This is a genomic window from Streptococcus infantis (assembly GCF_001579645.1).
GTDB lineage: Bacteria > Bacillota > Bacilli > Lactobacillales > Streptococcaceae > Streptococcus > Streptococcus infantis_E.
This window is the reverse complement of the sequence record NZ_KQ970820.1, coordinates 127,345-145,112: the sequence shown is the minus strand read 5'-3', so window position 1 is coordinate 145,112 and position 17,768 is coordinate 127,345. Positions and strand designations below refer to the sequence as shown.

The following is a 17,768-nucleotide window of genomic DNA, read 5'->3' as shown; positions in this document are numbered from 1 at the left end:
CAAGCGCATCAGAGTCAGCAAGCACAAGCGCATCTGAGTCTGCATCAACAAGTGCCTCTGAGTCAGCGTCAACATCAGCTTCAGAATCAGCATCAACGTCTGCCTCAGAATCAGCATCAACAAGTGCCTCTGAGTCAGCATCAACATCAGCTTCTGAATCAGCAAGCACATCAGCTTCAGAATCAGCATCAACAAGTGCCTCTGAGTCAGCGTCAACGTCAGCTTCAGAATCAGCATCAACAAGTGCCTCTGAGTCAGCTTCAACATCAGCTTCTGAATCAGCAAGCACATCAGCTTCAGAATCAGCATCAACGTCTGCATCAGAATCAGCATCAACAAGCGCATCAGAATCAGCAAGCACATCGGCTTCTGAGTCAGCAAGCACAAGCGCATCAGAGTCAGCATCAACGTCTGCATCAGAATCAGCAAGCACATCAGCTTCAGAATCAGCAAGCACATCGGCTTCAGCATCAGCAAGCACAAGCGCATCAGAGTCAGCGTCAACAAGTGCGTCAGCTTCAGCAAGTACATCAGCATCTGACACAATCGTTACAAGTAAGGGAATGCCAGAGATTTATTCTATTGAAAGTTTGAATATCGAAAGCATACTTACATCAGAGTCAGCGTCAACCAGCGCGTCAGCATCAGCAAGTACAAGTGTTTCAGCATCGACATCAATAAGTATGTCTAACTCAGCAAGCGCAAGTACGTCAGCCTCAGAGTCAGCGTCAACCAGTGCTTCAGCTTCAGCAAGCACAAGCGCTTCAGAGTCAGCGTCAACCAGCGCGTCTATGATTCATTCGACTTCAACTAGTCAAGTTCCACAAACTGATACCACTAAGGCCCGTAAGCAATTACCAAATACTGGTGAAACAGCTTCAGCTACAAATGCTCTCCTTGGAGTTGTAGCAGGTCTAACAGGATTAGGTTTAGTAGCTAAACGTCGTAAGCGTGATGATGAAGAATAAAATCTATCTGAGCTAGTTGTAATAGATTAGTAAGATGTGAAAACCTCCATGAGTTCGATTTCTCATGGAGTTTTTTTCTATAATGGATGATGCAAAGGTTATCTGACTTTATGAAATTGTATAAAAATGGTATACTATTATATAGTAGAATTTTACCAATGATTATGATTTTTGTATTTGCCCTATATACTAGCAAATAAGATAGTTCTGCATTTGAGGCACTTAAAAAGGAATTGAAGTATTGAAATCTTTATTTTGCAAATAGGTAAATATTCTTGTTCTCATCTTGCATAACAATTAAATGAACTTTAATTATCGATGATAAGAATTGAATAAATGTAGATATTGGAAGAGTACGACAAAAAATATAGAAAGAAGGAGCAACTTCCTTTCTTGGAATTCAGACAGTAAAGAGAGAAACTATGAAACTACACTTAACCAATCTTTATGGTATGGCTGGAGACAGTACCGTTATTCTAGCTCAGAATGCCGTTCAAAAAATTTCGATGACACTAGGTTTCCGAGAAGTGGGAATCTACTTTTATAACATAGCTGCAGATACGCCCTCAGAAATGAATAAACGCTTGGATGGTATCATGGCCAGTATTTCCTTTGGGGATATTCTCGTTTTTCAATCTCCAACCTGGAATGGCTTTGAGTTTGATCGTCTCTTCCTTGATAAGTTAAAGGATTTACGTGTCAAAATTGTCTGCTTTATCCACGATGTACCTCCTTTGATGTTTGAGAGCAATTACTATCTGATGAAAGAGTACATCTCGATGTATAATTTGTCAGACGTTCTAGTAGTTCCATCAGAAAGAATGAAGGAACGTTTGATTCAAGAAGGATTGACGACCGAGAAAATTCTCATTCAGGGGATGTGGGACCATCCGCATGATCTATCTCTTTATACACCCGCCTTTAAAAAAGAAATCTTCTTTGCTGGTAGTTTGGAAAGATTTCCAGACCTGCAAAATTGGTCCCAGGATACTCCACTTAGAGTCTTTTCAAATCAGGGTGTCGCTAATGAATAAGCCAAGAATCTCAGTATCGAAGGATGGAAGCGAGATGAGGAAATGCTCTTGGAATTATCGAAAGGTGGTTTTGGTTTAGTCTGGGGGACTTATCAAAATCAAGGAGAAAGCCAAGACTACTATAGTTTGAATCTCTCTCATAAAGTAAGTAGCTATTTAGCAGCAGGTCTTCCAATCATTGTGCCACCTAGCTTATCGATTGCTTCCTTTATCGTGGATCAAGGTTTAGGATTTATCGCAAATAACCTACAAGAAGTTCATGAAATAGTCGACAATATGACACTAGAAAAGTATCAAGCCATGACAGAGCGAATCAAGACCTTCAGTTATTTAATCAAAGAAGGTTATTTTACAAAAAAATTACTGGTAGATGCCATCTATCAATTAGGAATTAACTAGGAGAACATATGAAAAAAGCAATTGTACTAGCTGGGGATTGCAGCTATACTTCCCAACTAGAAACAACTATCAAGTCCATTCTATATCACAATCGAGACCTTAACATTTATATTTTAAACCAAGATATCATGCCAGATTGGTTTCGGAAGCCTCGCAAAATAGCTCGAATGCTGGGAAGTGACATTATCGATGTGAAGTTACCCGAGCAAGCCGTGTTACAACAGTGGAGCAAGCAGGATCATATCAGTGCGATTGCCTATGCTCGCTATTTTATAGCCGACTATGTTCCAGAAGACAAGGTTTTATATCTAGATTCGGATTTGATTGTGAATGATTCTTTAGAGGGATTATTTACTATCAATCCTGAAGATAAGTGGCTGGCTGCTGTTAGGGATACAGAGGGTGTTACCTTTAATACTGGGGTTTTGTTAATTAACAATGCCAAATGGAAAAAAGAGAATATTAAAGAGTTACTAATTTCTCAATCAATTGAAACTCTAAAAATAGTAGCAGAAGGTCGTTTTAAAAATTTCAATGGTGATCAGACTATTTTTAATCAGGTTGTCAAGGATAACTGGCTAGAATTGGACCGTCGATTCAATTTGCAAGTTGGACATGATGTTGTCGCTTTTTATAGTAATTGGCCAAATTTTTTTGATGAATCATCCTACAGACCTGTTGTTTTGCATTTTTTATCTCATAGAAAACCATGGACGACATTGATAGCTAATCGCTACCGCGATCTCTGGTGGGATTTTCATGATTTAGAATGGACGCAAGTTTTGCAGCACCATATAGGCGAGTTTGAGCTGGTTTCCCCTCAAAACAGAGGATTTTCTTGTTTAACACTAACAAATTCTCAAGATTTAGAAGGTATAGAAGAACTGCTTACAGCTTTACCAGATGTGATTTTCCATATCGCAGCCTGGACCGATATGGGAGAAAAGCTCAAAAGACTGGCAAGTTATGATAATGTCCGACTCTATCCTCAAATTGTTCCCCCTGTATTAGAAAATCTTAAAAATCTAGCTTCAATCTACCTTGATATTAACCATGGCAATGTGGATCAGACGATGCTAGATTCCATGAAAAAACAAGGAAAACCAATGCTGGCTTTCCAATCCACCCAACATGGAAATTGTGGTCAAATTTTATTTGAAACAGGGAAAACTGCTTTGATGATTGAGGCAATCAAAGATTTCAAGGTGAATGGGCGCTTTACACGATTTTATCAAGTTCCAGAATTAACGTGTTTAACCTTTACGGCTTCTCAAGAATTAGAACAATTAGACTACTTAGCAGAACAATTGCCAAATGTAGCCTTTCATGTAGCAGCCTGGACAAGTATGGGTCCAAAACTCTATGACCTATCCAATCGTTATCCAAATATTCACCTCCATCCAGCTATTTCAAAAGAAAAACTTGAAGAGCTAAAAGAGCAGATGGATGTCTATCTGGATATAAATCTGGAAACCTCAACTTCAGATATGGTTGCAGATGTAGTTCAACTGTCTAAGCCTGTCTTTGCTTTTTATAAATCTCAAAATGGCTATCATGGACAAAGATTATATTCGAGTGAGCACCCTGAACGGATGTTGGCAGATCTACAGAAACTCCTTGATGGAGAACCGCTAGCAAAACAAGAAGACCCTATTCAGGTTAAGAGCATTGATGAAACTCTGGATTATATCATTGAACACCAGTCGTCTTTAGTTCGCTTTGGAGATGGCGAGATCAATATGCTTGCTGGGCATTCAATCCCCTATCAACACTATGATGAAGAGCTTGTTTCTACCATGCGAGAGATTATAGGTCTAGAAAGCACGAAAGACCTAGTAGTCTGCCTTCCTGATGCCTTTACGGATCGTTTTAAATTTACATCATGGGCGATTCCCTTCTGGAAAGAACATATGGATCATTACATGGACTTCTATCGTGAACTCTGGTGGACTTATAGAGATTTGGATTGGACAGAGATTGCTTTTAAACGTTCTAGTTTGAACTACTTTAAACGGAGTAATCAATCTCAAAAACAAGCGATGATTGTGACTTGGAGTGCTAATGTAGAGCATTTAGAGTATTTGATTAGTAGCCTACCAGATTGGCATTTCCATCTAGCAGCTCCAGTTTACTGTATTGAGTCGGTCACAAAGCTATCCTCTTATCCTAATATGACTTTGTACCAGTCTATCCTTCATCAAAGAATTGATTGGTTATTGGATGATTCTAGTGTTTACTTGGATATTAATAGGGGTGATGAAGTCTTGGATGTAGTTTCAAGAGCAAAAGAAAGAGGAAAGAAAATTTTTGCTTTTGAAGACACTCGAAAAAAAGCTGAAGATAGTATCTATGATGGCATTTTCTCTATCGATAAACCAGAGGACTTGGTAGCTGCTATGAAAAACTTGGATACTAACTAATTACCAAGTGATTGAGAGTTACCTGTAAGATTAGAGGATGAGTGAAGAATGATATAATTTTCAAATCTCATTTGTAACAACAGCTTGAGTGATTTGACCGCAACCTATAACTAATGAAAAGGAGTATTTCGTGAAACGATTTTTTTCATCAATAGCAGTAAAGAAAGGCCTAGGAACCTTGTTTCTGCTCTTTATTTATGTATTAGGGAGTCGGATTACTCTTCCTTTTATCGATTTGAATAGCAGGGATTTCCTTGGTGGTGCTACCGCCTATTTGGCCTTTTCAACCGCAATTACAGGTGGAAATTTACGGAGCTTGTCAATCTTTTCAGTCGGTTTATCTCCTTGGATGTCATCGATGATTTTATGGCAGATGTTCTCCTTTTCTAAGCGTTTGAATCTTGCCTCTGGTTCGGCAGAGGTTCAAGATCGGAGAAAGATGTATCTAACCTTGACAATCGCTTTGATTCAATCGCTAGCTTTAGCGGTAAATCTACCAATCAAGGACAATTATAATACACTCTTGGTACTCATACTCAACACGACCTTGCTGATAGCCGGAACTTTTTTCTTGATATGGTTATCAGATATTAACTCGGTGATAGGTGTTGGTGGCTCTATTGTCATCTTGTTGACCAGTATGATTATTTATATTCCCCAAGACATTGTACAATCCATACAAAAATTAGGGATTCCTATGTGGATTATCGTAATACTTGGAGCGATGGGGATCGTATTTGCCTATCTCATCGCAATTTTTTATCGTGCTCGTTATCGGATTCCAGTTAATAAGATTGGTCTTCACTCTCGTTTTAAACGTTATTCTTATTTTGACATAATGCTGAATCCTGCAGGTGGAATGCCCTTCATGTACGTGATGAGTTTAATTAACTTACCAACTTACCTGCTTCTTTTACTTCAGCTATTTGATCCAGCTAATCCAGTTTATCAGCAAATAACGATCCAATATGCGATGGGGAAACCCTTGTGGATTTATACCTATATAGCGACCTTGTTTGTCTTTAGTATTGCCTTTGCTTTTGTCAATATTAGTGGAGAGCAGGTGGCAGAACGGATGAAAAAATCTGGCGAGTATATTTATGGCATCTATCCAGGTGAGGACACTAGTAAATATATCAATAATCTAGTATTCAAATTTGCTATTGTAGGTGGTATCTTTAATGTGTTGTTCGCAGGTCTACCGATGTTATTTGTTTTAGTTGATGAACAATTATTGAGAGTGAGTATGATACCAGGTTTATTTATGATTTTAAGTGGTATGATCTTTAACATTAAAGATGAAATTAGAGCACTGAAATTAAACGAAACTTATAAACCACTGATTTAGGAGAGTGTAATGTATTATTTTATTCCGGCTTGGTATGGTAGCCATCGGCAGTGGCATGCTGATCTCATTCCATGGTATCGTGCTTCTTTTAAATTAGAATTTGACGATACCTTTAATCAGATTCGGATGCTGCATAGACAGGAACTATCAACATGTCTATTGCTTTTAGCCTATCAACCACATCTTCGCTATTTTTTACATCGTCATGGTGTCTTAGAGGCGGAAGTATATTCTATTTTTGATGAGATGCAGGATATTACTGATATTTCTCCACGAGTACTAAATATCAGAGACATTGAGTGGGATAAGGACTGTGAATTTATGTACAGTCCTTTCGCCATTATTGTCCAAAAAGATGGAAAACGCTATGCCCAGATTGAGCATGGTGTGGAAGGATTTATTAGTGATATCCAGTATTTTGATACCCTAGGTCGGATGACCAGTCACTATATTATGGATGATCGAGGCTTTGTTTCGAGTGTCATTTATTATCAGGACAATTATCCAGCTTATCAAGATTACCTGAATCCTGAAGGAATTTGGCAATTCAGAGAGTATTTGCAAGAGGATGGTAGGGTAGAGATTAATCCTATTTTTGCCTTTCGTTTTCATTCGCTCCATTATAGTGATATGGGGCAGTTAGTTGCTGAATTTTTCGAGAGACGACTCGAAAAGATTCATGAGAGTAGTGATTTGTTTATTGTCCCATCTGATTCGCGACATAACGATTTCATCTTAGAACGTTTACCCGAAGCAAATCCAAAAATCTTGAGCCTTTTCATCGGTCGTAATCCAAAGGAGGCTATGAGAGACCTACTTGATCCTATATCCAAGGTCGATTTGTTTTTGGTTGATAGGGAGGATAGCCTTCAGCTTTTGCAGGACTTGTATCCAGATAAATACAATCTGTTCAAACATTTATCGCCATTTGATACTCGTTTGAGATTAGGAAAAAGTCAGACAAAGAGGGAATCCATTATTTACTATCAACTTAATTTTGAAGAAGAAGTGGACAAAGAAGGACTTTTCCAAATCTTATCCTTCCTTGCAGAGACCAAAGACACTGAGGTAATTTTTGGTGCTTTTGCTGCCAATAACGATCAGATGGAGAGAGTCGCAGAGGTAATTCAGGAAATTATAGATGAAAAATTCTCAGCAGAAATTTTTGAGAAAGCAATCGACTTTGAAGGGGCTGAAAATCCTTTAACGGAAAATGCTCAGCAGAAACTCCGTTACCGCTTGTTAAACATCAATGATGAATTGGAAATGATTAAGACCTTAGAATATGTTCGTTTGATTGTTGATTTGAATCCCCAACCTCACCTATATACCCAAATAGCGGGAATTAGTGCAGGGATTCCTCAGGTGAATCAAGTAGAGACTGTCTATGTTGACCATTTGAAAAATGGCTACCTGCTTTCTACTATCTCAGAATTTAAGAAAGCAGCCCATTACTACCTGGATACCCTAAAAGAGTGGAATCAGTCTTTGATTTACTCGATTGATAAGATCAAGGAACATACAGGTGAAAAATTTGTGGAAAAACTAGATCAATGGATAGAGGAGAGTACAAATGTCAAAGGATCTTAAAATCCTACAGATAGGGACAGAAAATTGGAAACATCGTTATGAGATCCCTAAGAAATTGGAATGGTATTATATTTATCCTAATTCTCCTAAGGCTCTTAAGGAAACGATAAAAATGGATGAGATTCGCAAGTTCAATGCAATTCTCATCGAAGATGGCCGTTACTTGATTGACCTACTCCCAATTATTAAAATAATCGAGCCCTATACGATTTTCTATAACCAAGAGTTTCAAACAAGCAATCCTCTTATTTTGGATTTAATCAAAAAACGCTGTGCCCAAGCAATTGACTTTTCAGACCCACAGAAGCTCTTAAAAGATTTATCTACTTCCTTATTTGGTGGTGGATACGGGGACAAGATGAAACCAGCTACAATTGAGGTTCATCCAAGTTTTAAGGGATCTATTTCTTATCAAGGATTTGAGTATCTGCTCTTAGAGGGGGATTTTGGTTCTGAGTTTTCTCCAGTAGCTACTTGGAAATATAACTTTGTCTCTTCAACAAAACTTCCAATCGAATTGTGGTTAGAGTATGAAAAAAGTGAAGGTGTAGAATTTCAGTTTCGGGTAAAAAAAATGCCTGAAGGTTCGGTTTCAGATGTAGTTGAAGACTTGATCTATACAGAAGAGGACCTGAAGACATCCCTAATCATGGATCAGGATTACAATTCCTACCTCTGTATGTCTGTCGAGGCGCGTGGTCAGGGAATCCTAAAACTAGGAAGTTTACACCAACGTTGGAGTCGGAAGTACTTTGGGAAATTTGTTCTCGGAGGGAATATCTTACACGATAACAAGCGTGATGAGATTAACTACTTCTTCCATCCTGGCGATTTTAAACCACCATTAGCTGTTTATTTCGCAGGGTTTCGTTCTGCCGAGGGATTTGAAGGATACTGGATGATGCAAAATTTTAAGTGTCCCTTCATCCTGTTCTCTGATCCTCGATTAGAAGGTGGAGCATTTTACCTAGGTAGTGAAGAACTAGAAGAAAAAATCAAACAAACGATTGAACATTATCAGGAATACTTAGGTTTTGATAAAAAAGATTTGATCTTATCAGGTTTATCAATGGGAACCTTCCCCTCTCTTTACTATGGCTCATTCTTCGAACCGAAAGGAATCGTTGTAGGTAAACCCTTAGCAAATTTGGGAACAATTGCAAGACGTGGTAGATTGGAAGCACCAGGTGTCTTTCCAACAGGATTCGACGTACTTCATCATCAAACTGGAGGAATCAGCCCAGCCCACATGGATGAGTTGGATAACCGTTTTTGGTCTGCCTTCAAACAAGCAGATTTTTCTCAAACGACGTTTGGTCTTTCTTACATGAAGGATGAAGATATGGATAGTCATGCTTATGATCAGCTAGTCACTACGCTCTGTCAAACTGGAGCGAAGATCTTATCAAAGGGAACAGCCGGTCGACACAATGATGATACAGGGACCAACGTTACCTGGTTTATCCATTTTTATAATATGATATTACAAGCAGAATTTGGAAGAGGTGAGACATGATTATAAATCAAAGAGAAGACATACTCTGGGGAGATATGGGAGCAACTTACCTGTATGGAACTCGAGTTCAGTTTTGGGAAGATGGCCATATCAGTCTTTCAAATCCATTACTAGCTCCAGGAGAAGTTCTCAAATCATGGCTTTCAAGCTTGAATTATCAAGGTGGTAGAAGTCAACCCAGCCTACCTCTCTTAAAAAGAAATCATCGCTATCAATTTACCATGAATATGACTTGTTATCCTGAAAATAGCATTTACATCAAACTAGTTTTCTTGGACCGTTACGACGAAGTGCTAGAAGAAAAAGTTGAAAAAACCTTATCTTTTTCTTTCGTTTATCCTGAGGATGCTTATACCTATAGAGTTTCTCTCATTGCTGCTGGGTTTGAGTCACTCGATTTTTATTCTTTCTCAATTAAGGAGTATGATCGTGTTTAATAGTTTGTATCAAAATAGAAAACTCAGAAAAGTCAGAGCTACTTTAAAAAAGATCAATGGTCTCAAAGATGAGATGGCAGCTCTTAGCGATGAAACCTTGGCAGCAAAAACGGTAGAGTTTCGTCAACGTTTAGCAGAGGGGGAAACCCTAGATGACTTACTTGTTGAAGCTTTTGCAGTTGTACGAGAAGCTGATAAGCGAATCCTAGGAATGTTTCCTTATGATGTTCAAGTTATGGGGGGCATTGTCATCCACCAGGGGAACGTTGCGGAGATGAATACTGGTGAAGGAAAGACTTTGACTGCGACCATGCCTCTTTATCTCAATGCGCTAACTGGAAAAGGCGCTATGTTGATTACGACCAATGAATATCTTGCAAAGCGTGACGCAGAGGAAATGGGGCCGGTCTATCGATTCTTAGGTTTGAGTATAGGAATCCCATTCACTGATGATCCTGAGGAAGAATTAAAAGCCGAAGATAAAAGGAAAATTTATAACTCAGATATTATCTATTTGACCAATAGTAGTCTAGGTTTTGATTATCTAACTGATAATCTGGCTTCCAGTAGTAACGAAAAGTTTTTGTGCCCATTTGATTATGTCATCATTGATGAAATTGATGATATTTTACTAGATAGTGCACAGACCCCACTCATCATTGCGGGGTCTCCTCGCGTTCAGTCCAACTACTATGGCATCATCGATACTTTAGTAACGACCATGGTTGAAAATGAAGACTATATCTTTAAAGAAGAAAAAGAAGAGATATGGTTGACTACAAAGGGGGCTAAAACTGCTGAAAACTTCCTAGGGATTGATAACTTGTATAAGGAAGAATACGCGACTTATGTACGACATCTAGTCTATTCCTTGAGAGCTCATAAGTTGTTTACGAAAGATAAGGAGTATATCATTCGAGATGATGAAATGATTCTCTTGGATAAAGGAACAGGTCGTTTGATGGAAATGACCAAGTTGCAGGGAGGTCTTCATCAGGCTATCGAAGCCAAGGAGCATGTGAAACTCTCTCCTGAAACGCGGGCGATGGCTTCTATCACCTATCAAAGTCTTTTCAAAATGTTTAATAAGATATCAGGAATGACTGGGACTGGGAAGGTCGCAGAGAAGGAATTTTTGGAAACTTATAATATGTCTGTTATCCGAATTCCGACCAATCGTCCCTTAATCCGAAAAGACTATCCAGACAATCTTTATGTAACACTACCAGAAAAGGTTTATGCTTCACTTGAATGTATCAAGGAATACCATATCAAAGGAAACCCACTACTAGTCTTTGTCGGATCTGTTGAGATGTCGCATCTCTATTCGTCCCTACTGTTACGGGAAGGAATTGCCCATAACGTCTTGAATGCCAATAATGCTGCGCGTGAGGCACAAATTGTCTCAGAATCAGGTCAGATGGGAGCCGTGACGGTTGCAACATCCATGGCAGGTCGAGGAACAGATATTAAATTGGGACCGGGTGTTGCAGAACTCGGTGGCCTAGTAGTCATCGGTACAGAACGAATGGAAAGCCAGCGAATCGATCTGCAAATCAGAGGACGCTCGGGTAGACAAGGAGACCCAGGTCTGTCGAAGTTTTTTGTATCATTAGAAGATGATGTTATCAAGAAGTTTGGTCCATCCTGGGTTCACAGAATGTACAAGGAGTATAGTGTTGCTGATATCACTCAACCACAAGTCCTTGAGGGAAGAAAGTATCACAGACTGGTTGAGAGAGCTCAAAATGCAAGTGATAGTGCTAGTCGTGCAAACAGACAGAGAACACTAGAATATGCTGAGAGTATGAATATCCAACGTGATCTCATCTATAAGGAAAGAAATCGTTTAATAAACGGTGAGAGGGATCTTCGAGATGTATTATCTGAGATGATTGACGAGTATATTGAAACCATTTTATCTGAAAATATAAAAACTAGAGAAGAATTATTCCACTATCTTGTCACAAATATCAGTTTTAATATCAGAGAATTACCTCTTGATCTAGTCATTGAAGATGAACAAGAGTTGAGAAATTTCCTGATTCAGATCATCAACAATGAGTTAAATGATAAGAAGACCTTGTTAGAACCTCATGATTTATATGACCATTTCTTGAGAGTTTCCATGCTTAAAGCCATTGATGATAACTGGGTAGAACAGGTGGACTACCTACAACAGTTGATGATGGCAATTGGCGGGCAAACAGCTAGTCAAACGAATCCTATCGTAGAATATTACCGAGAAGCCTATATGGGATTTGAAGCCATGAAAGAGCAAATTCGTTCAGATATGGTACGAAATATCTTGATGGGATTGGTACAGATGGGACCTAAGGGCGAAATCGTAACCCATTTTCCATAAAAGGAGAATATATGACAATTTACAATATAAATTTAGGAATTGGTTGGGCCAGCAGTGGTGTTGAATATGCCCAAGCTTATCGTGCGGGTATTTTTCGCAGCCTGAATCTGCCGTCGAAGTTTATCTTTACAGACATGATTTTGGGTGATAATATCCAGCACCTAACCGCAAATATCGGCTTTGATGATGATCAAGTCATCTGGCTTTACACTCACTTCACAGACATCAAGATTGCACCGACCAGTGTGACGGTAGATGATGTGTTAGCTTATTTTGAAGGCGTAGAAAGCCGTCGTGAAAGAAATGGGAAAATTGAACGAATCTTCTTCTCAGATGAAGACAAGTTTATCACTTGTTATTTGGTAGATGAGGACAAAGATTTTGTTCAGCATGTGGAGTATGTGTATGCTGGTAATTTGGTTCGCAAAGATTACTTCTCTTACACACGCTACTGTACAGAGTATTTTGCTCCTAAAGACAATGTAGCGACACTCTACCAAAGAACCTTCTACAATGAAGATGGGACTCCGGCTTATGAGATGTTCATGAATCAAGGGACCGAGGAAGTTTATCGTTTCAAGGATCGAATCTTATACGGGAAGCCGACCTTAATTCGTTATTTCATGCAGACACTTCAGTTAAGTAAATCAGATCTAGTAATTTTAGATCGTGAGACAGGGATTGGTCAGGTGGTCTTTGAGGAAGCGCAAGCGGCGCATCTAGCGGTAGTTGTTCATGCGGAGCATTACAGTGAAAATGCGACCAATGAGGATTATGTCCTTTGGAATAACTATTATGACTATCAATTTTCCAATGCAGATAAGGTCGATCTCTTTATCGTTTCAACGGATCGCCAAAAAGAAGTCTTAGAACAGCAGTTTGCTCGCTATACCTCGCATGCTCCTAAGATTGTGACCATTCCAGTTGGAAGTGTTGATCAATTAACAAAACCACAAGAGAGCCGTAAACCATTTTCTCTCATTACAGCTTCGCGTCTAGCCAAGGAAAAACACATTGATTGGCTTGTCAAGGCTGTGATTGAGGCTCATAAGGAGTTGCCAGAATTAACCTTTGATATCTACGGTAGTGGTGGCGAAGAAGGACGTCTTCAGGAGATTATCGCTGCAGGTCAGGCAGAAGAGTATATTAAACTCAAGGGCCATGCCGAACTTTCCCAAATCTATTCACAGTATGAAGTTTATCTAACTGCTTCTACAAGTGAAGGATTTGGGTTAACACTCATGGAAGCAATTGGTTCGGGCTTGCCATTGATTGGTTTTGATGTTCCTTATGGAAATCAAACCTTCATCGAAGATGGCGAAAATGGATATTTGATTCCAAGCTCATCTGACCATGTCGAAGATGAAATCAAGAAAGCTTATGGAGAAAAGATCTGCCAACTGTATTTGGAAAATCGTTTGGAAAGTATGAGAGAAAAATCCTACCAGATTGCTGAGAAATTCTTGACTCAAGAGATTTTGAACAAATGGGAAAAAACAATCAAGGAGGTAGTGGATGATTCAGTTATTTGATGTATATAATCAAGAAAGTCAAGATTTGCACTATAGTCTGACTGCGGCAGGACTGTCTGATTTGACTGTGGTTATTGAACCCGATGGATTTTTACCAGATGGAGTTGTCTCACCCTTCACCTATTATTTGGGTTATGACAGGGGTAAACCCTTGTACTTTAATCAAGTTCCTGTCCCAGATTTTTGGGAGATTGCTGGTAATAATCAATTTGGGACCATCAATGACCTTAATCAAGAACGAGCAGTGATTCATTTTGCAGATGGCTTACAGGCTCGTTTGGTAAAAAAAGTCGAATGGAAAACACCAGCAGGTCGGATCTTTCAAGTAGATCACTACAATCGTTTTGGAGCTTGCTTTGCTAAAACCACCTATGATGGTTTGGGGCAAGCTATCATGACTTCCTATCGGAACGTAGATCAAAAAGAAGTTATTTTGGAAAATCATGTCACAGGTGATATTCTTTTGACCTTGGAAGGGCAAGGTTTGCGCCATTTTTCTGGTCGAGTGGCCTTTATCATAGACTTCTTACAAGGTTTGAAAGTGAATCTTGACCACATTCTCTTTAATACCCTGTCTACATCGTTTTTGACTTCCTTCCATTTCCCAGAAAAATCAGGTCAGGATATTCTAGTTTGGCAAGAACCATTGCAGGATCATATTCCAGGAAATATGCAACTGATCTTGGAGAATGACCAGCTTCGAGCTAAGACCATTATCATTCCAGATTATGCGACTTATGAACGCGCTCTGCAATTGACCGATGAAAAATTCCATCATAAGTTTAGTCATCTAGGCTATCATTATCACTTTAAGCGCGATAATTTTGTTCGTTCTGATGCCTTGATAGTGACCAATTCAGACCAACTCGAGCAAATTGAAAAACTGGTGGAGAGTTTACCAAGGGTCACTTTCCGAATAGCAGCAGTGACAGAGATGTCATCCAAGTTACTGGATATGCTCCGCTACCCGAATGTTGTACTCTATCAAAATGCCAGTCCCCAAAAGGTTCAGGAGCTTTATCAGTTATCAGATATCTACTTGGATATCAACTATGGGAATGAATTGCTTCAGGCTGTTCGACAGGCTTTTGAACACAACCAACTGGTCCTAGCTTTTGAAGAAACCGCCCATAACCGTCGCTATACAGCTCCGAATCATATTTTCGCTAAGGAAGCAGTTGACGACATGATTCACACCATTGAGTTAGCTATTTCTCATGTCAAAGAGATGGGACGAGCTCTTGGAGATCAAGGGTACCACGCCAATTATGTAGATCCAATTATGTATCAGGAGCGGATGGAAACCATTTTAGGAGAAAGCCATGACTAAAAAAGATCTATTTTATCAAGATGTTGAAGGTCGCATGGAAGAGATGAAACAACAACCCATCAAAAAAGAAAAGTCTACACGTGGTGAAAAAATTAGTAAGACCTTTTCTTTCTTGATAGGATTCATTATTTTGATCGGTTTATTATTTACCTTGATAGGGCTTTTGAGGTAGTTAAATGACAGAATTATTGATAATTTTAACCATTATTTTAGCTCTTTCCTTAATTATTCTTGTAACGATACAACCACGGCAAACTCAAATATTTTCTATGGATGCTACTAGTAATATCGGAAAGCCTAGCTATTGGCAAAGCAATACGCTTGTTAAAGTCTTAACCTTGCTTGTTAGCTTATCACTATTTGCGTTGTTGCTCCTCTTTATGGTTTTAACTTTTAACTAATCTTTATCTATATTGCTAGAACGTTTGATTTTAACAGTGAAGATTTAAAGAAATTTAAGTTTGAGGAGAAAATTTTAAGAAAACTTTTAGGAAACTAGCTTATACTATAAGCATAAGTTAAGAAGACCTTAACTTTAACTCCTAAAATTTTTCATAATAATCTCCCTATAAAATAAAGTCGCCCAATCAGGCGGCTTATTTTTTTGTCCTAAGATTAAGCTTGTTCATGGTATAATAGTGCTATGAGATTAGATAAATATTTGGTTTCCTGCGCCGTAGGAAGTCGGACAGAGGTTAAAAACTTTCTAAAGTCTGGGCGCGTGACGGTCAATGGTAAAAAGGAAAAATCTGCCAAGCTGCAAATCAATGAAGAGACAGACGAGATTTGTTTTGACGGGCAAAAGCTAGACTACGAAGAGTTTGTTTACTATATGATGAACAAACCTCAGGGCGTTATCTCAGCAACTGAAGATCCTAAACATAAGACTGTGTTGGATTTGTTGGATGACTTAGCTCGTTCAAAGGAAGTTTTCCCAGTAGGGCGTTTGGATATCGATACGCATGGACTCTTGCTCTTGACCAATGATGGCCAGTTGGCTCATGCTCTTCTTTCACCAAAACGCCATGTGGATAAGACTTATCTGGCGCAAGTCGATGGAATCATGACGGATGAAGACATTGAGACATTTGCCAAGGGCATTCCGCTCAAGGACTTTACCTGTCAGCCTGCTAGACTGGAGCTTGTGTCCATAGATCCAGAAAAGAATCAAAGCCAAATCCGTGTGACTATTGCAGAAGGGAAATTCCATCAGGTTAAACGCATGGTTGCCTACTGTGGCAAGGAAGTGGTGAACTTGAAACGTCTGACCATGGGAACTTTGACCTTAGATGAAAATCTAAAGCGTGGGGAATGGCGTCGCTTGACCAAAGAGGAATTAGAAGGCTTGCTCGAAAGTGTTAGGTAAACTGTGTAATCGTTGAAAAAGGTGAGGAAAATATCCTTGGCTTTTTCAGTTTTTGGTTGCTTCCTTTGTGAAAAGAGTTATAATAGACTGTAGAATAAAAGGAGGATTTTATGAACGCGATTCAAGAATCATTTACAGATAAATTATTTGCCAACTATGAAGCAAATGTCAAATACCAAGCTATCGAAAATGCTGCTAGCCACAATGGAATCTTTGCAGCCCTTGAGCGTCGTCAAAGCCATGTAGACAACACACCTGTTTTCTCACTTGATTTGACAAAGGACAAGGTTACTAACCAGAAAGCATCTGGTCGTTGCTGGATGTTTGCGGCCCTCAATACCTTCCGTCACAAACTCATCACTCAATACAAACTTGAAAACTTTGAATTGTCACAAGCCCACACCTTCTTCTGGGACAAGTATGAAAAATCAAACTGGTTCTTGGAGCAAGTCATTGCGACTGCAGACCAAGAATTGACAAGCCGCAAGGTTAGCTTCCTACTCCAAACTCCACAACAAGATGGTGGTCAATGGGATATGGTTGTGGCTCTCTTTGAGAAATATGGTGTCGTTCCTAAGTCTGTTTATCCAGAGTCTGTTTCATCTAGCAGCAGTCGTGAGCTCAATGCAATCCTTAACAAATTGCTTCGTCAAGATGCTCAAATCTTGCGTGACCTATTAGCTTCAGGTGCGGATCAAACGACTGTTCAGGCTAAGAAAGAAGACCTCTTGCAAGAAATCTTTAACTTCCTTGCTATGTCACTAGGACTTCCACCACGTCAGTTTGACTTTGCTTATCGTGATAAAGATAATAACTACCAAAGCGAAAAAGGCATTACTCCACAAGAGTTTTACAAGAAATATGTCGCTCTTCCATTAGAAGACTATGTTTCTGTGATCAATGCTCCAACTGCTGATAAACCTTACGGTCAATCTTATACAGTTGAGATGTTGGGAAATGTCGTTGGTAGCCGTGCAGTTCGTTACATTAACGTACCGATGGAACGCTTGAAAGAATTGGCGATTGCCCAAATGCAAACAGGAGAAACTGTTTGGTTTGGTTCAGATGTCGGCCAGCTCAGCAACCGTAAAGCAGGAATCCTTGCGACAGATGTTTATGACTTTGAATCAAGTATGGATATTCAACTCACTCAAGACAAGGCTGGACGTTTGGACTACAGCGAAAGCTTAATGACCCACGCTATGGTCTTGACAGGTGTTGATTTGGACGAAAACGGTAAATCAGTCAAGTGGAAAGTTGAAAACTCTTGGGGAGACAAGGTCGGTACAGATGGATACTTTGTTGCCTCAGACGCTTGGATGGATGAATACACTTACCAAATCGTTGTTCGTAAGGAATTACTAACAGAAGAAGAACAAGCTGCCTATGAAGCAGAACCAATCGTCCTTGCACCATGGGATCCAATGGGTGCCTTGGCAGAATAAATGAGATATAAAAAGAAT

Annotated in this window: 13 protein-coding genes and 1 pseudogene; all 14 read left to right on the top strand. The window is 39.3% G+C overall.

The features are described 5' to 3' along the window. Positions 1-968 (top strand): LPXTG cell wall anchor domain-containing protein (locus tag SINDD18_RS11675; RefSeq protein WP_153014432.1); only part of this gene is annotated, 968 nt, incomplete at its 5' end. Positions 969-1,390: 422 nt separating this feature from the next. Next, positions 1,391-2,401: pseudogene (locus SINDD18_RS06210) on the top strand (sugar transferase). A gap of 8 nt (positions 2,402-2,409) precedes the next feature. Then, positions 2,410-4,821 carry a glycosyltransferase gene (locus tag SINDD18_RS06205; RefSeq protein WP_081108276.1) on the top strand — a complete coding sequence of 804 codons (2,412 nt, stop codon included), beginning with the start codon at positions 2,410-2,412 and terminating at the stop codon, positions 4,819-4,821. Positions 4,822-4,951: 130 nt separating this feature from the next. Beyond that, positions 4,952-6,169 carry an accessory Sec system protein translocase subunit SecY2 gene (secY2, locus tag SINDD18_RS06200; protein ID WP_061863475.1) on the top strand — a complete coding sequence of 406 codons (1,218 nt, stop codon included), beginning with the start codon at positions 4,952-4,954 and terminating at the stop codon, positions 6,167-6,169. A 9-nt stretch (positions 6,170-6,178) separates the two neighbouring features. Next, the gene (gene asp1 / locus SINDD18_RS06195; RefSeq protein ID WP_061863474.1) at positions 6,179-7,759 is read left to right on the top strand and encodes an accessory Sec system protein Asp1; all 1,581 of its coding nucleotides are present in this window, start codon (positions 6,179-6,181) and stop codon (positions 7,757-7,759) included. Then, complete coding sequence (asp2, locus tag SINDD18_RS06190) at positions 7,743-9,275, top strand: accessory Sec system protein Asp2 (RefSeq protein ID WP_060955171.1); 1,533 nt, start codon at positions 7,743-7,745, stop codon at positions 9,273-9,275. Before asp1 ends, asp2 begins: the two co-directional genes overlap by 17 nt. Then, positions 9,272-9,712 (top strand): accessory Sec system protein Asp3, encoded by a 441-nt coding sequence (gene asp3 / locus SINDD18_RS06185; protein ID WP_060955172.1) that lies wholly within the window; start codon positions 9,272-9,274, stop codon positions 9,710-9,712. The genes asp2 and asp3 overlap by 4 nt, the downstream gene beginning before the upstream one ends. Beyond that, positions 9,699-12,077, top strand: a complete 2,379-nt coding sequence (gene secA2, locus SINDD18_RS06180; protein ID WP_431305825.1) for an accessory Sec system translocase SecA2 — start codon at positions 9,699-9,701, stop codon at positions 12,075-12,077. Before asp3 ends, secA2 begins: the two co-directional genes overlap by 14 nt. Before the next feature lie 11 nt (positions 12,078-12,088). Further along, complete coding sequence (gene gtfA / locus SINDD18_RS06175) at positions 12,089-13,609, top strand: accessory Sec system glycosyltransferase GtfA (RefSeq protein ID WP_061863472.1); 1,521 nt, start codon at positions 12,089-12,091, stop codon at positions 13,607-13,609. Then, positions 13,593-14,939, top strand: a complete 1,347-nt coding sequence (gtfB, locus tag SINDD18_RS06170) for an accessory Sec system glycosylation chaperone GtfB (RefSeq protein WP_061863471.1) — start codon at positions 13,593-13,595, stop codon at positions 14,937-14,939. Before gtfA ends, gtfB begins: the two co-directional genes overlap by 17 nt. Continuing rightward, entirely contained in the window at positions 14,932-15,111 is a 180-nt protein-coding gene (gene asp4 / locus SINDD18_RS06165) for an accessory Sec system protein Asp4 (protein WP_049508236.1), read from the top strand. Before gtfB ends, asp4 begins: the two co-directional genes overlap by 8 nt. A gap of 4 nt (positions 15,112-15,115) precedes the next feature. Next, the gene (gene asp5 / locus SINDD18_RS10530) at positions 15,116-15,340 is read left to right on the top strand and encodes an accessory Sec system protein Asp5 (RefSeq protein WP_081108275.1); all 225 of its coding nucleotides are present in this window, start codon (positions 15,116-15,118) and stop codon (positions 15,338-15,340) included. 242 nt (positions 15,341-15,582) lie between these two features. After that, positions 15,583-16,305 carry a pseudouridine synthase gene (locus SINDD18_RS06160; RefSeq protein WP_061863470.1) on the top strand — a complete coding sequence of 241 codons (723 nt, stop codon included), beginning with the start codon at positions 15,583-15,585 and terminating at the stop codon, positions 16,303-16,305. Between the two features lie 110 nt (positions 16,306-16,415). After that, on the top strand, positions 16,416-17,750 hold the full coding sequence (gene pepC, locus SINDD18_RS06150; protein WP_060955177.1) for an aminopeptidase C: 1,335 nt from the start codon (positions 16,416-16,418) through the stop codon (positions 17,748-17,750). The last annotated feature ends 18 nt before the right edge of the window (positions 17,751-17,768 follow it).